The sequence below is a fragment of the Rhizobium mulingense genome (assembly GCF_029194105.1).
GTDB lineage: Bacteria > Pseudomonadota > Alphaproteobacteria > Rhizobiales > Rhizobiaceae > Rhizobium > Rhizobium mulingense.
The window spans coordinates 1-20,756 of record NZ_JARFVE010000003.1 but is presented as its reverse complement, the minus strand read 5'-3'; the positions used below and the strand labels follow the sequence as shown (position 1 = coordinate 20,756).

Below are 20,756 nucleotides of genomic sequence, written 5' to 3'. Positions count from 1 at the left end.
TCTATGAGGTATCGGTGATGTTTCGAAGTACACTTCCGCGCGATATGCTCGCGCGGAAGTGTAACTCACAAGTTTATTTTGCGGTGCGTCCCGAGATCCACGCCCAGAGGCGCTGCCAGAGACTCTGCTGTACTTTCGCTGGCGTGGGCTGAACGGCAGGCGCGACCTTTGGCGGCTGGCCATAATAACAGGCCTTAACCGCGCGATCGCGACGACGCTCGGCCTCGACCTGCTCCTCACTCCAGGGACCGGCTACGATCACCTTGCCCCGGTCGATCACATAGTGCGACCGGCACTTCAGCGTCCAGTTGCCGATCGACGGGCGAAGCGAGACTGTCTCGCCGTCGAACGTCATCTTCCAGTCCGTCGGTGTGAAAGGCGTGATGATCTCTTCTCCGCAGCCGCAGCAGCAACTATGGGCCGATGTCGCATATTCCATCGAAACATAAAGTACGCCTGGCTGGAGGCGCTCAGGGATGTGTTTTACGAAACGATGTTCGAGCAGGTGGTGCCGCATCACGCGAGGTCTCCGTTGATCAGCATGTTGCCGTCGGTGGTGTAGGTGCAGTGATGCTCGCGCTCGAGGTCGCGATAGAACCCGCGGATCTTCTTCCACTTCACCACCGCGAGAACGGCATTCAGGGCGTTAAGATCCGCGACCTGGATGTTGGACGCGTAGATGTCCTTGGCGCCGCCGCCAACAAAAGAGATGCGTTGCTGCGCATGGTCTCGCTTCTCCGGCGTGCTGGCGGTGACCCGCAGGATGCCGCCGAGAGATCCATCGTCGAGCTCAAGACCCATGCCGACATCGATGAATGCGGCGCCGATCGATTCGAGCTTCTCCACGATCAACCGCTTCGACTCCCCCGCGTCCAGGGAGAGGAATGCGAAGGTAACGCCGTCGAGAAGGTGGAGATTGTCGGCGCCGAGAGCGGTGTCGTGGGCCACGACGTTGCGGTGCATGCGGCTGTAGATGCGCTTCAAGTATTCAACCTTCTTGGGTGCTTCCCGCAGTTCCTCGAGGCTCGGAGCACCCGGTGCGCGGAACGCGTTATGGGTGAGGAACTCGTCGCTGTCGAACAGGCGGATTTCCCGAACCGGCGTCTTGGCGACGAGATCGAGAACGTAGCCGCCGGTTCCGCCGAGCCCGATGATGGCAATCTTCTCGTTGACGAGCCGCTCCGTCAGCACGCCGATACCCACGCGGTCGGACGCCGTTTCGACGTAGTTGAACACGCTCTCTTCCTCCTGCTCGGGCTCACGAAAAGTATGAGCTGTCACGCCGGGCTTCAGCACTGCCGCCGGGCCCGCAATGATGTTCGCGTAGCTCGTCATCTTATGGTGGTAGTCGGTATATCCACCTTCCGGCTTGCTCGAGAAACTGTGCGTCGCCTTCAGGCCGTGACCAAGGTCGAAGGCGCCGTTGCTGTGCGAAATCCCCTGGATTCGAACGCCATTGGCATGGCACGGGAAATCACCGTCCCAGTGGACTACATGCGTGTCAGGCGTGCGCGTCTGATCCCCGGCAAGCGTAAGACTCGAGATCAAGGTGCCGATGCGCAGTTGTTGACGCTCATCAACATAAGGAATCTCGCGCATAACGAGGTAGCCACCCCGTTGCTGGACGAAGTAGCCTTCGTCCAGCAACCGCTTGAGGTCCGGATTACGATTGAACAGTGCGCGTGACATTAAACACCGTGCCCTTCTTCTTGACATCGACAGAGCCGCCGGCCCCGAGTTCTCCGGCATGCGGCGCTGACGCCGCGTGCCGGTAGGTCATCGAGAAGACGACATTCGGGTCGTGCTGGCCCGGAAAGGCGAGCTGAACGATCTGTTCGAACGTGACCGTCCGAGCATTCACCGTGCGCGGCCTCGAATTGATGATGATTTCAAAGGTCATCGGCGCAGTGATAAAACGCTCAATCCCGGCGCCGGTCAGATCGATGAGCTCACTCCCTTCAATCAAACGGTCTTCTCCACCCGGGATCTCGAGGAAGATCGCCTCGCCGTCGTCCCGCTTGGCGAGGCCATAGAGGACCGCTCCGCTGATGACGGGCTTGCCCCAGCGCAATTCGTCGTCATTGAGGGTCAGTTTGAAATCGCGGTCCGATTGAAAAGCGATGAACCGCTCAGCGCCGCGCTCCCGCAGATCGAAGGGCTCGTTCAAGCGCACATCCTCGAAATCGCCCGAAGACAAAATCGCAAAAAGGCTGTAACCCTGCCGAGGATCGAGTCCGGCGGCTTCGAGCAACTGACGGCCGACCGGCACGGGATCGCTCACCTGACGGCGCTGAAAATTGAGATCGCCGTCAGCGAGGAGGAAGCGATAGCCGCTCGCCCGACGAAGCGCTCTGCCTTCGCGCAGAGCGTCGCCGACGTCGTCATATTCAAGAAGTTCTTCTGTACTCATAGATTGGTTTCCTTAGATTTCCGCCGTGGCGACGCCGCGGCTCTAAAGATCCAATCGGAGCGAGATTGGCCGACCGGTAAGGTCAGGCAAACTTTTTTTTGAGCCGGCCTTCGGGGGTTGGACCGCAGATAAAGAAAGCCGGACAGTTCGGGCAGGTGAATGGTGAAACGTCAGCCGGAAAGCGCCCGGCGCGAATATCGCCCAGAAACTTTGCGAGCTTGTCCCTGCGGCCCGTCAATTCGCGATCCGATAACGACAGCGCACGCGCTTCGCCGTCGGAGAGATGCACCAGTTCCGCAACGGCGTCGGGAAAAGCCTGCTTAACCGCGAGGATCAGCGCCGCCGCACCGACATCCTTGCTCTCGGTAGACCGCAGGTGCCCTGTTGCGACGCGACGCACGGCGCGGACACCATCGGGTCGCATCAGCACCTCATCCGGCTGGACGAAAATCTCCTCCCCATCGATTATGATACTGACAGCCGCGGGGACGGCCGCGACCGCTCCTGCGCGGCTGGACAGGAAGAAGCGCAGCATCGCCATGGCCAAGTCGAGGAATTCGGTGCGATATCCGTGATCGGAGAGCCCCTGGCTGGCCAACGCTGCTTCGGCACGGTTTTGCATGTCCTGCTCGGAAATCGACAGGTCGGACGCGATCACCGTCCCGACCACTATACGAACTGCCTCATGCAATTGCATAGAGGCGGTCGCGGTTCGACGTCCTCCGACCTGAAGGACGTGCGTGTAGAGGAATCGGCGAGGGCATGATTCATAAAGTGCGATTTGCGGGCCGCTGAAACGAAGCCGCCCATCGATGACCAAATCAACAGGCCGCGCTTCGCCTGCCACCGGAAGTGGCCGCGACGGCACGATCGAACTGCGCGTCAAGGTCCCAAGCCGATCGAGGAATGGCGAGAGCGGCCGATTGTTCCCGTTGCTCTTCTCAGTCGGTGCGTAGAGAAACAGGCGATCGCGAGCGCGCGAGAGCGCCACATAGAACAGGCACTCCTGTTCCTCAGCCTGGCCCGCTCGGAATGCCTCTAGAACGCTGCCTTCAGAGCCTGTGATCATGCCTGGGGGCGCCGGACAGGCGGGGGTAGGGGGCGTGCGTGGAATCGTATCGCTGTTGAGCCCAATGATATGCACGCCTTCGAACTCCAGGCCCTTGGCGCCGTGAATGGTCATCAGCCGCACCCCATCGAGATGTTGAGCGGCTGCTGGCAACTGACGCAGGTCGCGATCGTCGCCGAGGCGGACAAGCCTGCGCACGCGATCAAGAAGGCGCGTGATAGGTAGCCCGCGCCCCGTGGGCTGTACTCGCACGAAGTTGAGGAACTGCCAGATCGCAATGCCGCGTGTGCGATCACCGAGATCCGGTGATGTCCCGAGACGTGCTACAATCGGCGTGCGGTCGAGGAGCAGTTTCGCGAGGATTGTCCAGGGTGAGGAGGCGGCGTCGAAGCCTGCGAGAGCAGCTGAGAGCTTGCCAAGTACCTGGCGGCCAGCCGCGCTCACGTCCGGGATTGACTCGACGTGCTGAAGCCAACTTGCCGGAGCGGGATCTGTGGCTCGCAGGTGCTCGAAAACCGCGCTCACGTCTGCGAAAGACATCGCGAAATCCGGCCAGCAGGCGACCCGTACCAAACCCATGGCGCGCCGGTCGACCAGGATCGAGAGGATGGCCAGGAGATCCTTGACCTCACTCCGCTCAAACAGACTGCCCAGAAGTAGGACCGGCACACCGAGCCGTTCGAGGTCTTGACCGATCCTCGACAGCTTTTCGTTGCCGGTGCATAGAACCGCCTGATCGCGATAGGCGTGGCCCTGGCGCCGGAGTTCCTCGATCGCATCGGCTAAGGCGACCTGCTGCTCTTCGGCACGCTTGACCATGCGCAACTCTGGACCATGCCCATTGCCGTCCCGATCTGCCGCGAGACCACTGTCGGTGTCACCGGCTCGCATCGTGACAGCAAAGTTGGAAAAACTGGTCACGATCTCCTGCGTCGACCGATAGTTGCGTTTCAGTCGGCCGCGCTTGCCGCCGGCAAAATCTTGCCTGCCGAAGCGGGTTATGTTGAAAGACGAGGCGCCACGGAAGCGATAGATGGACTGCTTGGCGTCGCCTACCACCCAGAGATTCCGACCGTCAGGCCGCAGAGCGCTCAACAATCTCACACTGCTGCGGTTCACGTCCTGATATTCATCGACGAGGACATGGTCATATTGCGCCTGAAGTGTTGCGCGAATAGCCGCATCCTTTTCGAGCAGTTGCACCGGCATCGCGACAAGGTCACCAAAGTCGATGCAATGCGCGTTGCGCTTGAGCTGCTCATAGGTCGCGTAGACACGAGCCACCTCTACGGCACACTCTGCCGCTTCGCGGGTTTCGGCGTCAGTCGCCTTCGTTAGCATGGCGCCAGCGAGTGCAGCGTAAGCGTCGGCGTCGACCACCTCATCCTTGGCTCTCGATATGGCAACCAGCATGTCGGAGATGATCTGGGTGGGATCATACAGGTTACGATAGTGCGCGAGCCTCAGACGCGGAAACTCCTCCTCAAGCAGTTCGACTGCCTCCGTCCGATCCATCATCCGTGGGTCTTTCTGTAGGCCGAGCTCCGCATAGAACCGACGGATGATATCGAGGCCAAAGGCGTGAAACGTGCCGATCCACATTGCAGCAGCCGCCTCGGGCCTCTTGCGCGCGATCCTTTCGGCCATTTCGCCCGCCGCCTTGTTGGAGAAGGTCAGAAGCAGGATGCGCCTCGGATCGACGCCGTCGGTGAGCAGGCCTTCGACGCGCGCGACCAAGGTCTGGGTCTTGCCCGTGCCTGGACCTGCTTCGAGCAGGTAGGCCTCTCCGCGATGCGCTGAGGCTGTCGCTTGCAAAGGGTTTAACGGGCGTTCCACATGTGCAGCTGCGGTTGCTGGAGGCACCGACGGCAAAAGCAAGGCATCAAACAACTGTTGCGCCACGACCTCGAACGGCGCTCCGAGCTTCGCGGCAATTTGAGAAGCAGAAAGCCCTCCAACGACGTGGAGCTCGCGCGCGACGCCACGCGGCAGCAGCAGCTCTCTCGCGAACAAATCCATCTGGACTTCGCGCCGTTGCTTTCGCCCATAGTCGACGACGCGATCGATGCCGACCGGCGATGGTTCGGCGGCCCGGGCTGGATCGATCGTCGGCGTGGGCCCATCATCGGGATCGTCGCCAAGTTCGACGTGTCCAATTTCGTGCGCAACGAGAAAGGCTTTCTCGAATACAGAGCTTACATCTTCATGAAGGATCAGACCGTCGGCGGCTATGAAGGTTGCGCGGCCGCCGTTGAGCAAAGCCGCACCCGCCGCAGTCGGCTCAACGTCGATCCCCCTGCGCTTGGCCTCCGCGACAACAAAATCATAGGGTGACCAAGGATTAGAGCCGGACTCAACCAGATGAGCGTGAAGCTCGGCGGCGACTTGCCTGGCAAGCTCCACGCTGTCCATATCAGTCCGCCTCCACCAGAAGCCGGGCCCGCTTCTCTACGGGAACGCCAGCGTCGATCAGAACTTTTTCCAGGGTTACCTGCTCGCCCGCGTTGGGCTTTCCATCTGCCTTGTAGCTGCGGCCCGCAACCAGCGGGGCGCTCCCCCAAGACAATTCCAACTGCGTGACGGAGCAGCGCATCGCCACCGCCAGATTTTGAAGAAACCGCCGTGGAACACTCAGCAGCGACACGCGCCGTTCGCGCAGCGCAGTGATGACCTGGCGCGGGACGTCAAGGTGGTGGGCGACCGTACGCCAATCATCGGCTGTCAGAGCCGCAAAAGGATCTGACGCCGTCGCTGGCAAAGCCTTGGCATGTTGCGACCACGCGGCATCGATCAGCGCCTGATCCGCAACGGAGAGGGGCGCCTCATCCTCTGGAATTTCACGGCTTAGCTCGCGCGAGAGGTCAACGAGTTCGGTAGCGTATTCTGGATAAAGTCGCAGGTAGCGCTCGAGGGTCGAGCGATCTGGCTCGCTTTCGACGGCGAACGCGTCAAGCACGGATTCGCGGGAGGGACGTTCGCCGGCCGGGCTCATTGGTGTTCACCGTTAGCCAGCGCCAACCGCAATGCTGCTATCGCTTTATCGCGATAAGTTCGGATGGTTTTTTCGGAGCGGCCCAATGCCTTTGCGATGGTCATGACGTCTGGCTCCTTTGAATCTATGGGAAAGCCCTCTTTCAGCATGTGTATGATCCTGATTTGTTCTGGCGGTAAAGCTTCAATCGCTGCATCCAGACGCGACCGGTAAGTCGGATCGTCGAAATCCGAAGCGGCAAAGGGATCATGGACGCCGGCTGCTGCCTCGACCTCCGCCGCCAGTTCACCGCTCTCCTCGTCATATTCAAGAGGCTTGGATCTGTTCTCGTCTCGCCAAACCTGTTCCTGAGCATCGCGTCTGAAGCTCGCAACAGCGCCATCGAACCGCACCTCGAAAAAATCGAGTTTGTCGACATATGATGCTCGATCTGCGGATAGAATTTCTACGAACCGGCTGAAGACCTTGTCACGGACCACGCTGCGCGTCAGCGATTCCGTCCTGCCGTCCGAGCTTTCTGATTTCGGCACGCTGCGCAGCACCCGCTCCATGAGGATACGATAGAGGCGCTCGAACCATGCCTCGTTGTTGTCGTGGCGACTGGCTCGAATGAAATACACGAGGCACTCGCTTGGCACGTAGCCTGGGTCGGAGCGCTTCGTAATTGCCGCTCTGCCGATCAACTCATCGCGCGGCAGGGCTGCAAGTTCTGCGATGAGTATTTCCACTTTCCCGTCGCGCTCGTAAAGCTCACCAGTCAGTCGTCGCTTGCGCAGCGGAGCTATATCCGCGTTGCCCTCGCGATACCCGTCCGGCTCCGGTTTTGCGCCTACGGCTCCCTCCAAATGTTTCATTACCGCCCCGCCTCATTCGGCCATCTTGTTTAAGCTTGCCTCTAGCGAAGCGATGCTGTCGATCACGGCTTCAAACGCCGGCGGGTCGCCGAAGATCATGCCCTGCATAGCCCGGTAATCAGCGCGCAGCTGTTCAACCATCTCGTCATGCGGCGCAAGCGCGAAAGAGCCAGGGACGGCGCTTCCGAGATCGAAGTCGGGTCGGTTGAAGAACATGCGGGCGTGCGCGACGCAATCTTCGCCGAGCGCCCGCTCTTTGATAGCCGCGGCTCCAACGGCTGTCGCGACGAGCCGGTGCAGATCGTAGTAGTGTCGCGACACCCGTTGGCCGCCGCCTTTCAGTTCACCGCGCTTATCGAACCAGCGCCGCAGCCCGTGGAGAATAACGACCTTGTCCCAGAAGGTCCGCTCAGGATCAACGGTCCGCACGCCTGGCACCGTCAGGTCGAGCGCCGGAAGATCATCGTCAACATAGGGCTTGATCTGCACTTCGCTGTTCGGATCAAGCGCCGATTTCGCGCCCGACTCGATCTTGATCGCTGCCCTCACATAATCCGAACGTGGCGTCGCCGCCGGATACCAGATCAACAAAGTTTGCCCATCAGGGTCGGTATCATCGGGTTCGATCCGCGCTTTTGAGGCCTCGACGCCAGCGGTCTTGAGGCGGTCCGCTAGGATCACCGTTAACTCGTCGAGAAGTGGTCCGTTGATGTAGGCATTGCAGGCGTCCTTGATCGCTTCGAGGCGCGCCTTGCGTTTTTTGCCACTGAGCTCCTCAAGTTCTTCGATAGTGGCCGGCTCACCGATATCGTCTCTAAATACCGTGACATCGATGTCTTCGGAGAAGCGGCTGATCAGACCAAACCCTTTGGACAACGAGGTTCCGCCTTTGAAGAGGAGGCGCGGTCCACCCTCTTTCAACCCGTTGAATAAGACGTCCAGCGTCCAGCAGACCCAGAAGTCTTTTTCTATGTTCTGGGCTGCAGTGCCGAGGCGTTGCGCCGTCGTATCAAAGGCGCTCAACATCGCATCCTCTCCGGCTGCGAGAACATCGTCAAAAGCAGGATTCATGTCTTTTTCACCCGGTTTGCGCGGCTCGCGGGTTGTGCTTTCTGCTGAGAGGACGGCTTCCGCGCTGGTGTGATGGCGGAGACGCTCTGATCCTCGTCGTCACGCGCAACGCCATCATCATTTTCGATAAGTGGCTTGAGAAACATCCACATCCAGGTTGGGAGAGCTGTCATGCCCGCGATGAGGTCTGCTTTCAGCGATGGTCCCACGGCCGGATCCTCGAACAGCTTGGAGAGCTTGCGCCTAACCTGATCGCTCTCGCCTTCGCGGACCAGGAGGTCGCGCAGCCAATGAAGCGCCTGGACGACACGCATACCTGGCCGGCCAGCCCAGAACAGCTTGCTCGCTGCGGTCGGGCGAAAAGCGATCGTGACGTTGCCTAGCGTAATCGCGCGACGGCGGGCATCAGTGTGAACGACGATCTTTGCTGGAACGGCGTCGGTCAGGCCGAGATCGTTCGCGGCAGTCATGCCGTCGACGAGCATTCGGGTTTGGTCGCGTCGCCCAACGGCGTCAATTACCGAGCGCGGATCAGGTGGATTGGGCTTCTGGGTAAGTTTGTTGAACCCGGGTTTATCATAGAGTCCGCGATCGATCCGCCTCAAAGTCCCAGCCTTTGTCAGCCGTTGCAATGCCTTGTCAACGGCATCGCGCGAGGCAAGATCGATGAAATCGCTCGGCGTCCATACTTTTCGCAACGCGTCAGCGTTTATACGCGCGAGCATGCCGTGCTTGAGATCCGATGAGTCGTCTTTCATGTCCGAAATTTGTAGATCTTTTTCGGACGACTTGCAAGAAGGAGGTCCGAAAAATGTAGGCAAATTTCGGACACTCGCGATGTCATCGAATATGAGCGGCGATGGCGTCAACCCCAGCCACGTTGCCACCGTCCAAGACTCCGCACCAAGTGCGAAAGCTCGAATGGGACTTTGACTCTTACGCGGCAGCACTTTCGGAGTCGGGCGACATACGCAGACAATCCGTAGTAACCAATCCTGCTTTCTTGACTGCTGGGGGAAGACCCGGGCCAACAACTTTTTCGCCATTCGCCTCGGCAGTGCTGAGGGCGGCATTGAGATCGAGCAAATGCGTGAGAACATCTGACTTTTTCCACTTGCCGTAGGCGGCCCTGACAGCCTTCTCGAGGACATCGTGGGCATCCTTGAGTGGGTTCGTCCCTGGCAAATCTAGCGTCCTATACAACTCACGGAACGACAGATTATTCTCTTGCTTGAGCTTCCTCCTCAAAGCGCGCAATGCAACGGCGGCCTCCGCCACCTTTTTAACTGCCGCTTGGCCGGGTTTCTGCGGCCATGGAAAAGTGTCGAAGATGCTCTCTGACGTGTAGCGCGGACGACCATTTTGGGTCGAGCACCTATGGGTGAACCACATCCAGTGGATGTTCGATTGAAGAATCCCAAAAGAATAGTCGTCCTCGAGTGCGAACACACTTATCAGGTCGTTCGGTCGAATCGCCGGATCGATAAACTCGAATATCGGTCGAAGTGTCACGCGGCTACAGCCAATGTAACGCGATAGTTCCGCAACCGCGTCCTTCATGTCACCTCTGGGCCAAGAAAGTTGCCACCATCTATTTAGAAAGCCTTGGTGATGTCGGGCAACACTTGCCTTAGGGTTTTCGGCCAATGCTTCGTCGTTCCGCTTCTTTTCTTCTCTCGCGGCTCGGTTTTAGCCTGGTACTTACCCTTGAACCGCTGTTACTGAGCGCGTATTTTGAAGGCTCCCCGACTGAACACTGCGGACGGCCGTGTTATCTTGCCTCTGGTGCTAAATGGCGTGGACGGGGTGTTCGCACGCGGACTCGCGATCGGAGAAAGTAGCGCCCAGAGGACCGTCCAATAACTTCCCAATACGTGATTTGCACAATATGCGCATGTCGTAGCTACTGCGGCCTACGCCGAATGCTTACGGGAGAGGTCCGCTTTTGGGGTGAGGTTGACGCCTCTGATACGCCCGCCAGCCCGGCGCGTGGCAAGCGCCTTGACCGAAAAGAGCGCGTAGATGATCAGCGGAAGGCAGACCAGATAGGCTGTCCTGATGCCTGCATGTTCGGCAATTAAACCGAGCAGTGGCGGCGCCAGGAAGAAGACGACGAAGGTCATCTGGCCGAGAGCGGCGACGTTGAGATATGCCGCGCGATCAGTGCGCTGGGCCGCCGCCGAGACGGCGAGGGGATAGACCGCGCTGCAGCCGGCGCCCATCAAGGCGAAGCCCACCAGTGCGACATAGGCATGCGGTGCGCCCCAGACGGCACAGATGCCGATCGCCGAAAGAACAAGCAGCGTCGTGGCGACGGTCCGCGCCCCAAAACGATCGACCAGCGGATCGACGAACAGGCGCGCCAATGCCATGCAAAAGGTAAAGAGTGTCAATCCTAGTCCGCCGATGAAGGGCTCGACTGAAAACGCATCGCGCATATAGATCGCCGACCAATCGATCCCGGCACCTTCGACGAGAAAGGCGGCGATACCGATTACGCAGAGCGGCATTAGCCCCCAGGTAGGAAGTGCTAGCGGCGGCGCCTTGCCCTCGTCCAAGGTGATCCGCGCCGGCGCATTGCGCATGCCCGCGATCGTCCAGATGCCGATGACGAGGACCGCGGCAAAGGTCACGGCGAGATGTAGCTGCATAGAAATACCGGCTTGGCGGACGACCGAAGAGACAAGCGCCGTGACGAAGAAGCCGAGGCTCCAGAAACCATGGGCTCTGTTCATCACGCCGCGTCCCAGCTGCGCTTCGATGCGGTCGATCTCGACGTTGAGATTGATCTCCAGCGCGCCGGCGAGCAGCCCCTCGACGAAAAGCACACAGAACACGGCTGGCGCAGCACCGATCCATGGCACCAGCGAAAGCAGCGCAGATGTGCCGAGAACTGTAATAAACGCCGTAATCCGCGCGCCGACCGCGGCGATCAAGGGCGAAGACAAAGTCAACGAAATCAAGGCCCCGCTCGCCGCTCCAATCAAGGTCAACCCAAGTTCTGACTTGTCGACGCCAAGCGCAACCTGCAAATCCGGCATCCTCGACAGCAGCGCCCCCAGCGACACGGCGAAGAGAAAGAAGCAGACATAGATCCGCTGCTGCGACGCAATTTTCATGATGCAACTCCGGGGGTTGACGCGCGTCGAAGCAAAACACGCGCTTTTGGATCTGTGATGAATACCTCACAGGGCAGGAGATCAAAACTTGTTTCTGTCGGGATACGACGACGAAGAGGTCTTCGATCCCTGCGCGTCCGACGGGTTTGACCTCTCCGATCGTTTCGCCAGATTACTCGCAGAACGGGAAAAACAGCAATGAAAATGCCCGCCTTTTGCTTACCGCTCAGCTCGCCATGGTTGGGTCCTCGAAGCCAGGACGAAGCAGAAAAAGCGTGTCGTGATTGCTCATGCTATTTTTCATTCTAGTCTGGCAATTTATGAGGGTGGGCGGTCGATCGCGGCTCAAGCAGAGGTGTTCTGGGCTCAGCCGTCCACCCGGCTCATGCGACATCGATGATTTCAGTGATTTTTTCCCCCGCCACAGTGAAGATCGACACGCCGGACACGTCAATCTCCTGACCCGCTACCCAGCCGTTTGACAAATCGGAAGCGATAACACCGTTAAACTGGACGTGAAGCACGGTCCTGCCATCTCTTGTCGACGATGATACGACCTCCTGGCGGCGTGATATGAACATGGAGGCGCTCGACCGTGCGAGTTCCGCAAAGGCGTCGCGTCCTTTGAGCGCGTGCTTGGTCTCGCCGCTCATCACATGAAGGAACGATACGCCGTCATCCAACTGTTCGACCATTTTGTCGATATCCTTGAGGTTATAGGCGGCCACATAGTCGGCGACAGGGCGCGGCAATGCACCTTGAGACGTCTCACGCTGTTCAGACATAGGTAAAGCCTTGATCATGTGTCGGAATCAGTCGGAAGATAGCCTGCGTGAGTGTTTCTCGCTATTTCAAAGGAAGCAACACTCTGTATAACGGCGGTCGACACCCTTCACGAATGGTTCACGCCACCGCGTTTGCGAAAGTGTCTTTGAGGCAATTGTAATCAAAACAGCTCTTTGGCGGTGAAGAACATGGCAGATCGAGACGACTTTGTCGGGTTGGACGAACGGGCGATTTTTTATTTTCTCTGCGTATATGAGCATGGATCATTGCGTTCCGCTGCCGAGGCCCTGGGGCTGACGCCATCGGCAATCGGCAGAAAGATTCAAATTCTCGAGCACCAGATTGGATACCCCCTTTTGAATCGAGACCTGCGAGGGTCGAAGCCCACACCGGCAGCTGATCTGCTGGCAAAATACCTGAAGGACCGAAACAAGCGTGACCGCCAGGTTCTTCACCAGATTAACGAGCATGAGGGGCTGGAGAGCGGGGAAATTGCCATCAGTACGGGTGAAGGCTTCGCTCAGGACATGATGGAAACCGTTTTGGCTGACTTCATGATCGCTCGTCCTGGCATACGGGTCAAGGTCACGATTGGAACAACCGAAGAAATCATCAAGGACCTCCTTGATAACCGTGCCGATGTCGCGTTCGCCTATAATGCCAATCGGACCGACGAAATCGAAATCGTTGCTGAGTGCTCAGACCCCTTATGCGCCTATGTGCATGAAAGCCATCCGCTGGCGGGTAAAGGTGAGGCTTATCTAAGCCAGCTCACCGACTATCCGTCAGCGCTGCATTCGAAATCGTCAGGTATTCGAGCAGCAATGACGCGGTTTCAAAACGATGAAGGGATAACGCCGAGGATTCAGTTCGAGACGAGCTCCCTCCAGCTGTTGAAGTCCTATGTCGAGAAAAACATCGGCATTACGTTTCTGCCGGCTTCGGCCGGGACATTCCTGTTTGCTGCGGAGATAAAGAGGATCTCCCTAATAGACGCCGCTTTTGATAATGCAAAAAACCAGTTGATGCTGCACCGAGGGCGGGCTCACTCTGGGATCACAATGCAATTAATAGGGATCGCGCGGGAAAAAATGATAACACTGCGAACAAACGAAGCCGCTTCGAAGAGCAGACGGACTCATTCGTGACGAAAACTGGGTGCAACCCGTAAGTCACGGAATAACGAGCGAGAATAAGCGAAGCCCTCACAAGTTCGGACACAGTTGATGTCAGTGATCTAAGCCTTGTCCGGAGCCGCCACATCGAACTGCCGGTCGAGCGTGTGGTCGATGACGACCGAAGGCCTGCCGCCGTAGATGCCGGGACGGCGTTTATAGCCAATCTGCGCTTTGATCCCGGCAAGGCGGGTCAGCCGGGAAACTCGGTTTGGGCAACATGTCTCTCCCTGATCGAGAAGGTCGTCGTGCAGTTTGCGATAACGTGGACCTTGCCGCTCTCTTCCCATGCCTTCAGGAGCAGATCGGTCTGTCGCTTGTCCTCGCTGGCTCGTCTGCTCAAAGGGTTCTTCAGCCAAGCATAAAATCCGCACGGATGAACCCGCAGAAGGCGACACATCGTCCGCACCGAAAGCTGCAAGTGATGCAAGGCAATGAACGCGTACTCACTTTGCATCCCTGGCGAAACACGCGGCCGCTTCTTTTAGGATGTCTCGCTCCTCGGTGACGCGAGCCAGTTCCTTCTTCAGCCGCCTGATCTCCTCGGCCTCGTCGTTGCCCTTGGCGTTCGACGCAGCAAACTTCTTTTTCCATTCGTAGAGCGAATGCAGGCTGACGCCGAGACGCTGCGAAACCTCCGCAACCGGATAGCCACGCTCCGTAATCTGGCGCACCGCGTCACGCTTAAAATCTTCGCTGAAATTCGATTTGCTCATGATGCTCTTCTTGCCTCAAAATTAGGAAAGAAGGCGTCTACGAATCTCGGGGCTATTCACTTTCGATCTCGGGGATGTTACGCAGTACCCGGACAAGATAGTCCGTCAGGCTGATATGTGATGAAGGGCTGTTGATTGGCGCCCTCTGTGCCGCTATCACCAACCGCAGTGGTTGCCATATGCAGCAAGTGCATCCGACCTCGCATTTGATCCAATGCGCCAGACAATTCAGTTCCAAAAGTCATCGCGTCTCCAAACGACCAGTCTTCAGGCGCGTTCTCAAACCGAAGTTCTACCAGAGCGAGAGTAATGGCGAATTTCGATAAACGGTAGCGTTGATTGCGGAGAAGTGAAGTCGCGCAAGGCACTTGTGGAGACGGATCAGTTCTGAAGAAAAGCGAGTCGCGCAAGAAGAAGCTGGTAGGCGGGGCAGAGCGTGCGCCGCTGACACGATTTCGGGTCGACCAACAACGGGCGGCATGGAAGGTTCACAGTTCGGAGCCCGCGGCTTTCAATGAGGACTCTAAGTGCCGTCCTTCGGGCTCTCGCTGGATGGCTCCACTTGGCGGGCAATCTGCGGAATTGCCGAATCCGTGGCGACTGAGGCGAGAACTTCGCCGTCGACATTGCAGACGACTATCGCAAGCGGAATATCAGGCCGGTTAGACAGAACAGCCTGAGCGACCAGTTCGCGAAGGCTTTCCTGGGCCTCCTGTTTGGCTGCCTCGAGGTCTTCGTGGCCACCGCCTTCAGGATCGATTATCACGCGAGCAGCATGTTTGATGTGAAAATAATAGGTGGGCAAGGGACCTTCCTTTCGATGGCCTACCGCGTGCGCCGTTAAGATTTAGGAGACTGCTCGATTCAAAATATCGGTGAGTAATGTAAAGGATTTTGCCTTCTGCGCATAGCCGCTGTCTATGGGGCTATCGTCCAGAGAAAAGTCCATCATACGGCTCGGCGCCCAAGCACCAGAGCCGCACGCTGGTTTCCGTTCAACGATTGTGCAAATTCATGAGCCCCGCGAGCGCCACAACTATTGCAATCATGACGCGCCGCTTAGCGATGCTACCGGCAGGTGGTGTTGAATGCCTTGTGCATCCCTCTAGATAAGTTGACAATGACGGCGCACTGCTTTGCGAACCATCGTCCAGGAGCGGCGTTAACGCTAGGCGAAGGAGGCGACGCCATGGCGGCGATCGACAGGTCCCAGCTTAGGAACAAACTGCTGCGGCGGTTCCCTGATGATGCCTTCAATCTTTTAGCACCAAACCTGAAGGCTGTCGAAATACCTGCGGGGCGACCGCTGGTGGAGGCGGGAACACCGATAGAGTACATCCATTTTATCGAAAGCGGCTTGGCTTCCACGGTGGCGCGGAGTGTTGACGGGAAGAGCGTCGAAGTTGGCCAGGTAGGCTACGAGGGCTTGACCGGGCATGTCGTGCTTCTCGGATCGGACCGATCGTTGAGCGACACCTCCATGTATATTCGGGGAGCGGGTCTTCAGATGGCTGTCTATCGCTTTCTCTCCCTCCTGAATCATCCGAAAGCACGCCTGATGCTCCTTCGCTATGTCCAAACGTGTGAGCTACAGTTCGCTCATTCCGCTTTGGCTGCTGCGAAGTATAGCCTGGATCAGCGACTGGCGCGCTGGTTGCTGATGTGCCATGATCGGCTCGGCGGTCATCGTTTGCCCGTTACGCACGAGTTTATAGCCTCAATGCTGGGTGTCAGGCGTTCAGGGGTGACCGATCACCTTCATGTGCTTGAAGGCCTCCAAGCCATTAAATCGACGCGGGGGGTCGTCCAAATCCTGGATCGCCGGATCCTGATCGAAACCGCCGGCGGATGCTATGGCGCGCCGGAAGCAGAGTACGAGCGGTTGATCGGCCAAGAACCCGCAGAAGAAGATATCGGCACAACGAGGCGAGCGGACGTCGGTCATACCAAGCGGGGTAGAGTGGTTGGCACGAATTAGTTCCACCGGTTGATCAGGACCGGCCGCGTTAATGCGTCTCATCCGCGATCGGATCTGAAAAAAGCCCCGCCGAAGCCGGGCAGTTCTGATCGGGAAGTAAGGATCGGCAGGAAGGAGGAGAGGAGGAGTCGGGGCCCGTGGCGATCCCACTAGCTAAAGGCGACCTGGCCTGGTTCCTGAACGGTACTGGACAGAGGCGGTGTGTGCCAGACAAATCCGTGCAGGGGCCCCATTACATGCATGCTCGATTAGCCCCGCAGACCCCCAGCAGGGCGTTTTATGCGGACGGCACACGTTCGAGTTAAAGCTGATGGATGACCTGGCGGGCGTCGGCTATTGCGAGGATAATGGCCAGTCCCGCGGTTGTTTTGCCACGGGGCAGGCTCTCCATTATGCACCGTCAACCGTCGAGCTCGCCAACCTTGCGACCGGATAGCGGATTGACGCTGCGGCAAGGGAGGCTATCGGGGCCAGGACAGGAAATGCCTGAGATCAAATTCTTCCAACGGCAGGAAATTTGCGAAATAACGAAATAACTGCGATCTTTAAGCAAAGCGTCCAGGCCCTTGAACTAATCCAGAGCGATGCGTCCCGACAACTGCGTGATCTCGAAGCGCCGAATGTGCGCCGCGCAGTTCCATAGATACCTCCTCACGCCACTGACACTGAAGCGGGGTCAATGGTTCTGCCACGGCGAGAGTTTTCCGGGCCAGCGTCCGGCTTGTTGCTAAGCGGTTCACGTTTTAGGCCAGGAAGATCGCATAATGGATCGAAGGGAACTGGCCCGTTAGGCGAGCAAGCCGGATCGCTTCCTGTACTCGCAAATCGGGATCAAACCCGAGCCGATAGCCGGGGTGCCAGATCAAGCCGCCTGAGTTGCGGTCTCCACCGGATGCTTACTTCGGTTCTTTCATCTCTTCGTCGACAATCGAGGTGACGAGGGCAACGACGCGACTGCGCACTCGCTGGGAAAGCAGCAAAACGTCGTCTGTCAGACGCCGTCCCTCCGCCGTGGAAATGTAGGCAATCTTCTCATCGATCTCCGTTGTGAATTGTTGGCCCTGATTCGGGATCTGGAAGGCCTTCGAAAAACCTCGAAACTAGGATTTTGAGGCAGTCGGCAAGCTCGTAGAGCATAGAAGCGCGGACCCGGTTCTTACCGCTTTCATATTTTGGGGTCAGAACAAGAGCAGTCCGAAATCGTACGCTAAGGCCGAACGGAACAGGAACGATGTCGTAGTTCGGATGTGCAACATCCGATCTCTGTGGATTGCCATCGACATGCGCCAGTTTTGATTTCTCTGTTCGGCCCGACTCGACAACGCTTCACGCAGATTGGTCATGAATGGAGTCGGGCGATGGCAAAGCGCAAGCTTCTCAAAGATCAAGATCGCCGGAAGCTTGTCGATATCCCAGTCGACGAGGACAGCTTAATTCGCCACTATTCGTTGTCATTAGCGGATCGCCTGGAGATCGAACTGCGGAGACGTAATCACAATCGGCTTGGCTTTGCCATCCAGCTATGTCTGATGCGATACCCGGGTCGAGTGCTTGGGGCAGAAGAAACTCCGCCTCGCGCCATGCTGAAGTATGTTGCTGATCAGATCGGCGCCACCCCAGACGAATTTGCCCTCTATGCACGCCGCGAAGAAACCCGTCGGGATCACACGGCGCGACTAATGGTCTATCTGGGTACGAGAAGCGCGACGGTGCAAGATCGCCGCGCCGCGCTATTGGCGGCAATTCAAGCGGCGACCATGTCCGACGACGGTGCTGCGATAGCCAGTTCGCTTGTCGCAACGTTTCGCGAACGCGGAGCTCTTTTGCCGGCGATCGACACGATCGAACGCATCGGCCTTGCCGGCCGTGCCATAGCCCGGCGCCGGGCAGAAAGAACTCTGATTGAAGACATCCCACTCGATAGGCTTCAATCACTGGATAGGCTGTTAGAGGTTGACCCGTCGATCGGCCAGACGCGATTTCATTGGCTGCGTTCGGAGCCAGAAGCGCCGGCTGCGGCGAACCTCGTCGGGCTGACCGAGCGGATAGCTTTTCTGCGGCGGCTGGAGATCGATCCGGAACTGCAGGCGCGCGTGTCATCCGGACGGTGGGACCAGATGATCCGGGAGGGCAACGCAACGCCGGCCTGGCTTGCCAACGACTTTAACGCCAGCCGCCGCCACGCTCTGATCGTGGCTCAAGTTATCAAGCTTTGCCAGAAGCTCACGGACGATGCGGTAACGATGTTCATCAAGCTGATGGGCAAGCTGTTCTCGCAAGCCAACAATCGAAAGAAGCAGCGACAGATGGACTGCCGAGCGAACACCGCCAAAGCGCTGCGCATGTTTCTAGATACGATCACCGCCCTGCAGACTGCCAACGACTATGGTCGGAACGCATTGGATGTCCTCAACCAAAGAGTCGGCTGGGACCGGCTGCTTCGGATGAAGCCTGAGCTTGAGTCGATGGTCGACGACAACGAGGCACCGCCGTTGTCCGTGGCAGCCGAACAATACGCGACCGTCCACAAATACATTGGTGCATTCCTTCAGGCCTTTACGTTTCGCTCGGCGTATCGCCACGATCCGCTTCTCGCGGCAATTGCGCTGCTGAAACGGCTTTATGCGGAGAAGCGGCGAACACTCCCGGATCGCGTGCCGCTCACCCACCTCAGCCAAACTGATCGACGGCTTATCTTCGAACAAGGGAAACCTGATCGCCGTCTCTACGAGATCGCCACGCTAGCGGTTTCGAGACCGGCTTAGATCTGCGGACATTTGGGTCGACGGCAGCCGATCTTTCCGTCCGATTGACGAGCATCTGATGCCGCGGTCGGCATTCATCACGATGAAGCAGGAGGATCGTCTCGGATTGGGGGTCCAAGCTGATGGCGCGCAGTGGCTTGCCGAAGCGCGTCAGATGCTCGAGTTCAACCTGCAGCGTCTGGCGCACAGAGCACGATCCGGAAAGCTCGAAGGAGTTCGTCTTGAGGCCGGAACGTTGATCGTCACACCAACCGTCGGTGAAGTCCCCGTGGCAGCCGAGGAACTGAATGCCGAGATCAGCGACATGTATCCGTTGGTCGAGGTTCCCGACTTGTTAAGGGAAGTGCATGAATGGACCGGTTTTGCGGATCACTTCACGCATGTTCGCACCGGCGACGTCCCGAAAAATGTCTCTGCCATGCTCGCTGGTGTACTGGCCGATGCGACTAACCTCGGCCCGAAACGAATGGCGGGCGCATCCAAGGGGATCAGCGCTCACCAGATTGGGTGGATGCGCACACCGATCGGAGACCTACCGCGCGGCGCAAGCGTGCATCACCGATGCCCACACCCAGCATCCGCATTCCCGCCTGTGGGGCAATGGCACAACGTCATCGTCCGATGGCCAATTCTTCCGTGCGCGCGACCGAGCTGCAAAGCGCGGCGAAATCAACTTGCATTACGGCAATGAACCCGGATCGAAATTCTATAGCCATCTGTCTGATCAGTACGGCTATTTCAGCATTTTGCCCATCAGTCCGACCGAGAGCGAGGCGGCCTATGTGCTCGATGGGCTCTTCGATCAGGACACGGTCCTCGACATCCATGAACACTTTACCGACACAGGCGGGGCCAGTGATCATATCTTCGGGCTGTTCGCATTGATCGGAAAGCGGTTCTCACCGCGACTGCGCAATCTCAAAGACCGGAAGTTCCACACGTTCGAGAAAAGCGACGCATATCCGACCCTGTCGAACCATATCGGGGCGCAGATCAACACCACTCTTATCCTCGATCATTGGGACGATCTACTCCATCTCGCCGCGTCAATCACGACGCGGTCCGTGGTGCCGTCTACAATCCTCAAGAAACTGTCCGCATCTCCGAAGCAAAGCCATCTCGCGAGGGCGCTCCGCGAACTCGGGCGTATCGAAAGGTCGCTCTTCATGATCGAATGGTACTCAAGCCCGGCACTACGGCGGAGATGCCAAGCCGGTCTCAACAAGGGCGAGGCCGCCCATAAGCTGAAACGCGCTGTCTTTTTCCACGAGCGAGGCGAGATCCGCGACCGGTCGTTCGAAAGCCAGGCGTTCCGCGCATCTGGTCTCAACCTCGTCGTCAGTGCGATCGTCCATTGGAATACCGTCTATCTCGACCGTGCAATCACACAGCTGAAACGAGCGGGTCGAGATATTCCTGATACTCTGTTGAAGCACATCTCGCCGCTCGGTTGGGAACACATCAACCTTACCGGCATCTACACCTGGGATGCCGAACATCAGATGCCGAACGGATTTCGATCGCTCCGTCTGCCAGCCGGGCTACGGCGGGTCGCATAAGTTCTCATTCCGTTCGCCCTTAGCGTACGATTTCGGACTGCTCTTGTTCTGACCCCAAAACCGGATCGATGAACTCCTGCCGTGGAATCATCCGGTTTAGTATGGTCAATCGCAAAAAAGACTGCAGCAGTCAGACGCGAAGAGACATAGGAACCTTATCGTTCCGTCGGCTACGATTAACGCTGTCTACGGGTTGATCTGATGTAAGCGGGAAGCCTAAATGCAAGTACGAATGCGGCTAGGTAAAATCCAAAGATGTGGA

General features: G+C 58.0%; 14 protein-coding genes and 3 pseudogenes. 3 read left to right on the top strand and 14 right to left on the bottom strand.

From position 1 onward, the window contains the following. Positions 1 to 73: 73 nt before the first annotated feature. The 11 genes from PYR71_RS05075 to PYR71_RS05025 all read right to left on the bottom strand — a co-directional run bounded on the left by PYR71_RS05075 (position 74) and on the right by PYR71_RS05025 (position 12,300). Entirely contained in the window at positions 74 to 517 is a 444-nt protein-coding gene (locus PYR71_RS05075) for a ubiquitination-like system serine protease family protein (RefSeq protein WP_430523409.1), read from the bottom strand. Next, entirely contained in the window at positions 517 to 1,689 is a 1,173-nt protein-coding gene (locus PYR71_RS05070; protein ID WP_275618477.1) for a ThiF family adenylyltransferase, read from the bottom strand. The genes PYR71_RS05075 and PYR71_RS05070 overlap by 1 nt, the downstream gene beginning before the upstream one ends. Next, positions 1,664 to 2,281, bottom strand: a complete 618-nt coding sequence (locus tag PYR71_RS05065; RefSeq protein WP_275618476.1) for a multiubiquitin domain-containing protein — start codon at positions 2,279 to 2,281, stop codon at positions 1,664 to 1,666. The genes PYR71_RS05070 and PYR71_RS05065 overlap by 26 nt, the downstream gene beginning before the upstream one ends. A 211-nt stretch (positions 2,282 to 2,492) precedes the next feature. Beyond that, the gene (locus PYR71_RS05060) at positions 2,493 to 5,891 is read right to left on the bottom strand and encodes a UvrD-helicase domain-containing protein (protein ID WP_275618475.1); all 3,399 of its coding nucleotides are present in this window, start codon (positions 5,889 to 5,891) and stop codon (positions 2,493 to 2,495) included. 1 nt (position 5,892) lies between these two features. Next, positions 5,893 to 6,471: a hypothetical protein gene (locus PYR71_RS05055; RefSeq protein WP_275618474.1), complete on the bottom strand. Its 579-nt coding sequence runs from the start codon at positions 6,469 to 6,471 to the stop codon at positions 5,893 to 5,895. Beyond that, a complete protein-coding gene (locus PYR71_RS05050; RefSeq protein ID WP_275618473.1) occupies positions 6,468 to 7,325 on the bottom strand; it encodes a helix-turn-helix domain-containing protein in 858 nt (285 codons plus the stop codon). The genes PYR71_RS05055 and PYR71_RS05050 overlap by 4 nt, the downstream gene beginning before the upstream one ends. Positions 7,326 to 7,337: 12 nt before the next feature. Further along, positions 7,338 to 8,396 (bottom strand): nucleotidyl transferase AbiEii/AbiGii toxin family protein, encoded by a 1,059-nt coding sequence (locus PYR71_RS05045; RefSeq protein ID WP_275618472.1) that lies wholly within the window; start codon positions 8,394 to 8,396, stop codon positions 7,338 to 7,340. Continuing rightward, positions 8,393 to 9,283 carry a DUF6088 family protein gene (locus PYR71_RS05040; RefSeq protein WP_430523408.1) on the bottom strand — a complete coding sequence of 297 codons (891 nt, stop codon included), beginning with the start codon at positions 9,281 to 9,283 and terminating at the stop codon, positions 8,393 to 8,395. Before PYR71_RS05040 ends, PYR71_RS05045 begins: the two co-directional genes overlap by 4 nt. A gap of 49 nt (positions 9,284 to 9,332) precedes the next feature. Then, positions 9,333 to 9,956 carry a type IIL restriction-modification enzyme MmeI gene (locus PYR71_RS05035; protein WP_275618471.1) on the bottom strand — a complete coding sequence of 208 codons (624 nt, stop codon included), beginning with the start codon at positions 9,954 to 9,956 and terminating at the stop codon, positions 9,333 to 9,335. A 353-nt stretch (positions 9,957 to 10,309) separates the two neighbouring features. Continuing rightward, on the bottom strand, positions 10,310 to 11,515 hold the full coding sequence (locus PYR71_RS05030) for an MFS transporter (RefSeq protein WP_275618470.1): 1,206 nt from the start codon (positions 11,513 to 11,515) through the stop codon (positions 10,310 to 10,312). A 383-nt stretch (positions 11,516 to 11,898) separates the two neighbouring features. After that, positions 11,899 to 12,300, bottom strand: a complete 402-nt coding sequence (locus PYR71_RS05025; protein WP_275618469.1) for a nuclear transport factor 2 family protein — start codon at positions 12,298 to 12,300, stop codon at positions 11,899 to 11,901. Positions 12,301 to 12,489: 189 nt separating this feature from the next. Between PYR71_RS05025 and PYR71_RS05020 the strand changes: the two genes are divergently transcribed. Next, positions 12,490 to 13,449 carry a LysR family transcriptional regulator gene (locus PYR71_RS05020; RefSeq protein ID WP_275618468.1) on the top strand — a complete coding sequence of 320 codons (960 nt, stop codon included), beginning with the start codon at positions 12,490 to 12,492 and terminating at the stop codon, positions 13,447 to 13,449. A 92-nt stretch (positions 13,450 to 13,541) separates the two neighbouring features. Here the strand turns inward: PYR71_RS05020 and PYR71_RS05015 are convergent. Together PYR71_RS05015 and PYR71_RS05010 are read right to left on the bottom strand one after the other, a co-directional pair. Then, positions 13,542 to 14,192: pseudogene (locus tag PYR71_RS05015) on the bottom strand (transposase); the annotation flags it as partial. A 523-nt stretch (positions 14,193 to 14,715) separates the two neighbouring features. Continuing rightward, positions 14,716 to 14,997 carry a DUF6894 family protein gene (locus tag PYR71_RS05010; RefSeq protein WP_275618467.1) on the bottom strand — a complete coding sequence of 94 codons (282 nt, stop codon included), beginning with the start codon at positions 14,995 to 14,997 and terminating at the stop codon, positions 14,716 to 14,718. A gap of 384 nt (positions 14,998 to 15,381) precedes the next feature. Here PYR71_RS05010 and PYR71_RS05005 point away from each other — a divergent pair, with 384 nt between their 5' ends. Continuing rightward, positions 15,382 to 16,170: a Crp/Fnr family transcriptional regulator gene (locus PYR71_RS05005; RefSeq protein ID WP_275618466.1), complete on the top strand. Its 789-nt coding sequence runs from the start codon at positions 15,382 to 15,384 to the stop codon at positions 16,168 to 16,170. An 896-nt stretch (positions 16,171 to 17,066) separates the two neighbouring features. Here PYR71_RS05005 and PYR71_RS05000 read toward each other — a convergent pair. Further along, a pseudogene (locus tag PYR71_RS05000) lies at positions 17,067 to 17,343 on the bottom strand (helix-turn-helix domain-containing protein); the annotation flags it as partial. Between the two features lie 185 nt (positions 17,344 to 17,528). Between PYR71_RS05000 and PYR71_RS04995 the strand changes: the two are divergent. Continuing rightward, positions 17,529 to 20,494, top strand: a pseudogene (locus tag PYR71_RS04995) (Tn3 family transposase). Positions 20,495 to 20,756 lie beyond the last annotated feature (262 nt).

Coding starts and splice junctions, on each gene's coding strand:
- PYR71_RS05075 (WP_430523409.1), bottom strand. CDS start 517: ATGCGGCACCACCTGCTCGAACATCGTTTCGTAAAACACATCCCTGAG.
- PYR71_RS05070 (WP_275618477.1), bottom strand. CDS start 1,689: ATGTCACGCGCACTGTTCAATCGTAATCCGGACCTCAAGCGGTTGCTG.
- PYR71_RS05060 (WP_275618475.1), bottom strand. CDS start 5,891: ATGGACAGCGTGGAGCTTGCCAGGCAAGTCGCCGCCGAGCTTCACGCT.
- PYR71_RS05055 (WP_275618474.1), bottom strand. CDS start 6,471: ATGAGCCCGGCCGGCGAACGTCCCTCCCGCGAATCCGTGCTTGACGCG.
- PYR71_RS05050 (WP_275618473.1), bottom strand. CDS start 7,325: ATGAAACATTTGGAGGGAGCCGTAGGCGCAAAACCGGAGCCGGACGGG.
- PYR71_RS05045 (WP_275618472.1), bottom strand. CDS start 8,396: ATGAATCCTGCTTTTGACGATGTTCTCGCAGCCGGAGAGGATGCGATG.
- PYR71_RS05035 (WP_275618471.1), bottom strand. CDS start 9,956: ATGAAGGACGCGGTTGCGGAACTATCGCGTTACATTGGCTGTAGCCGC.
- PYR71_RS05030 (WP_275618470.1), bottom strand. CDS start 11,515: ATGAAAATTGCGTCGCAGCAGCGGATCTATGTCTGCTTCTTTCTCTTC.
- PYR71_RS05025 (WP_275618469.1), bottom strand. CDS start 12,300: ATGTCTGAACAGCGTGAGACGTCTCAAGGTGCATTGCCGCGCCCTGTC.
- PYR71_RS05020 (WP_275618468.1), top strand. CDS start 12,490: ATGGCAGATCGAGACGACTTTGTCGGGTTGGACGAACGGGCGATTTTT.
- PYR71_RS05005 (WP_275618466.1), top strand. CDS start 15,382: ATGGCGGCGATCGACAGGTCCCAGCTTAGGAACAAACTGCTGCGGCGG.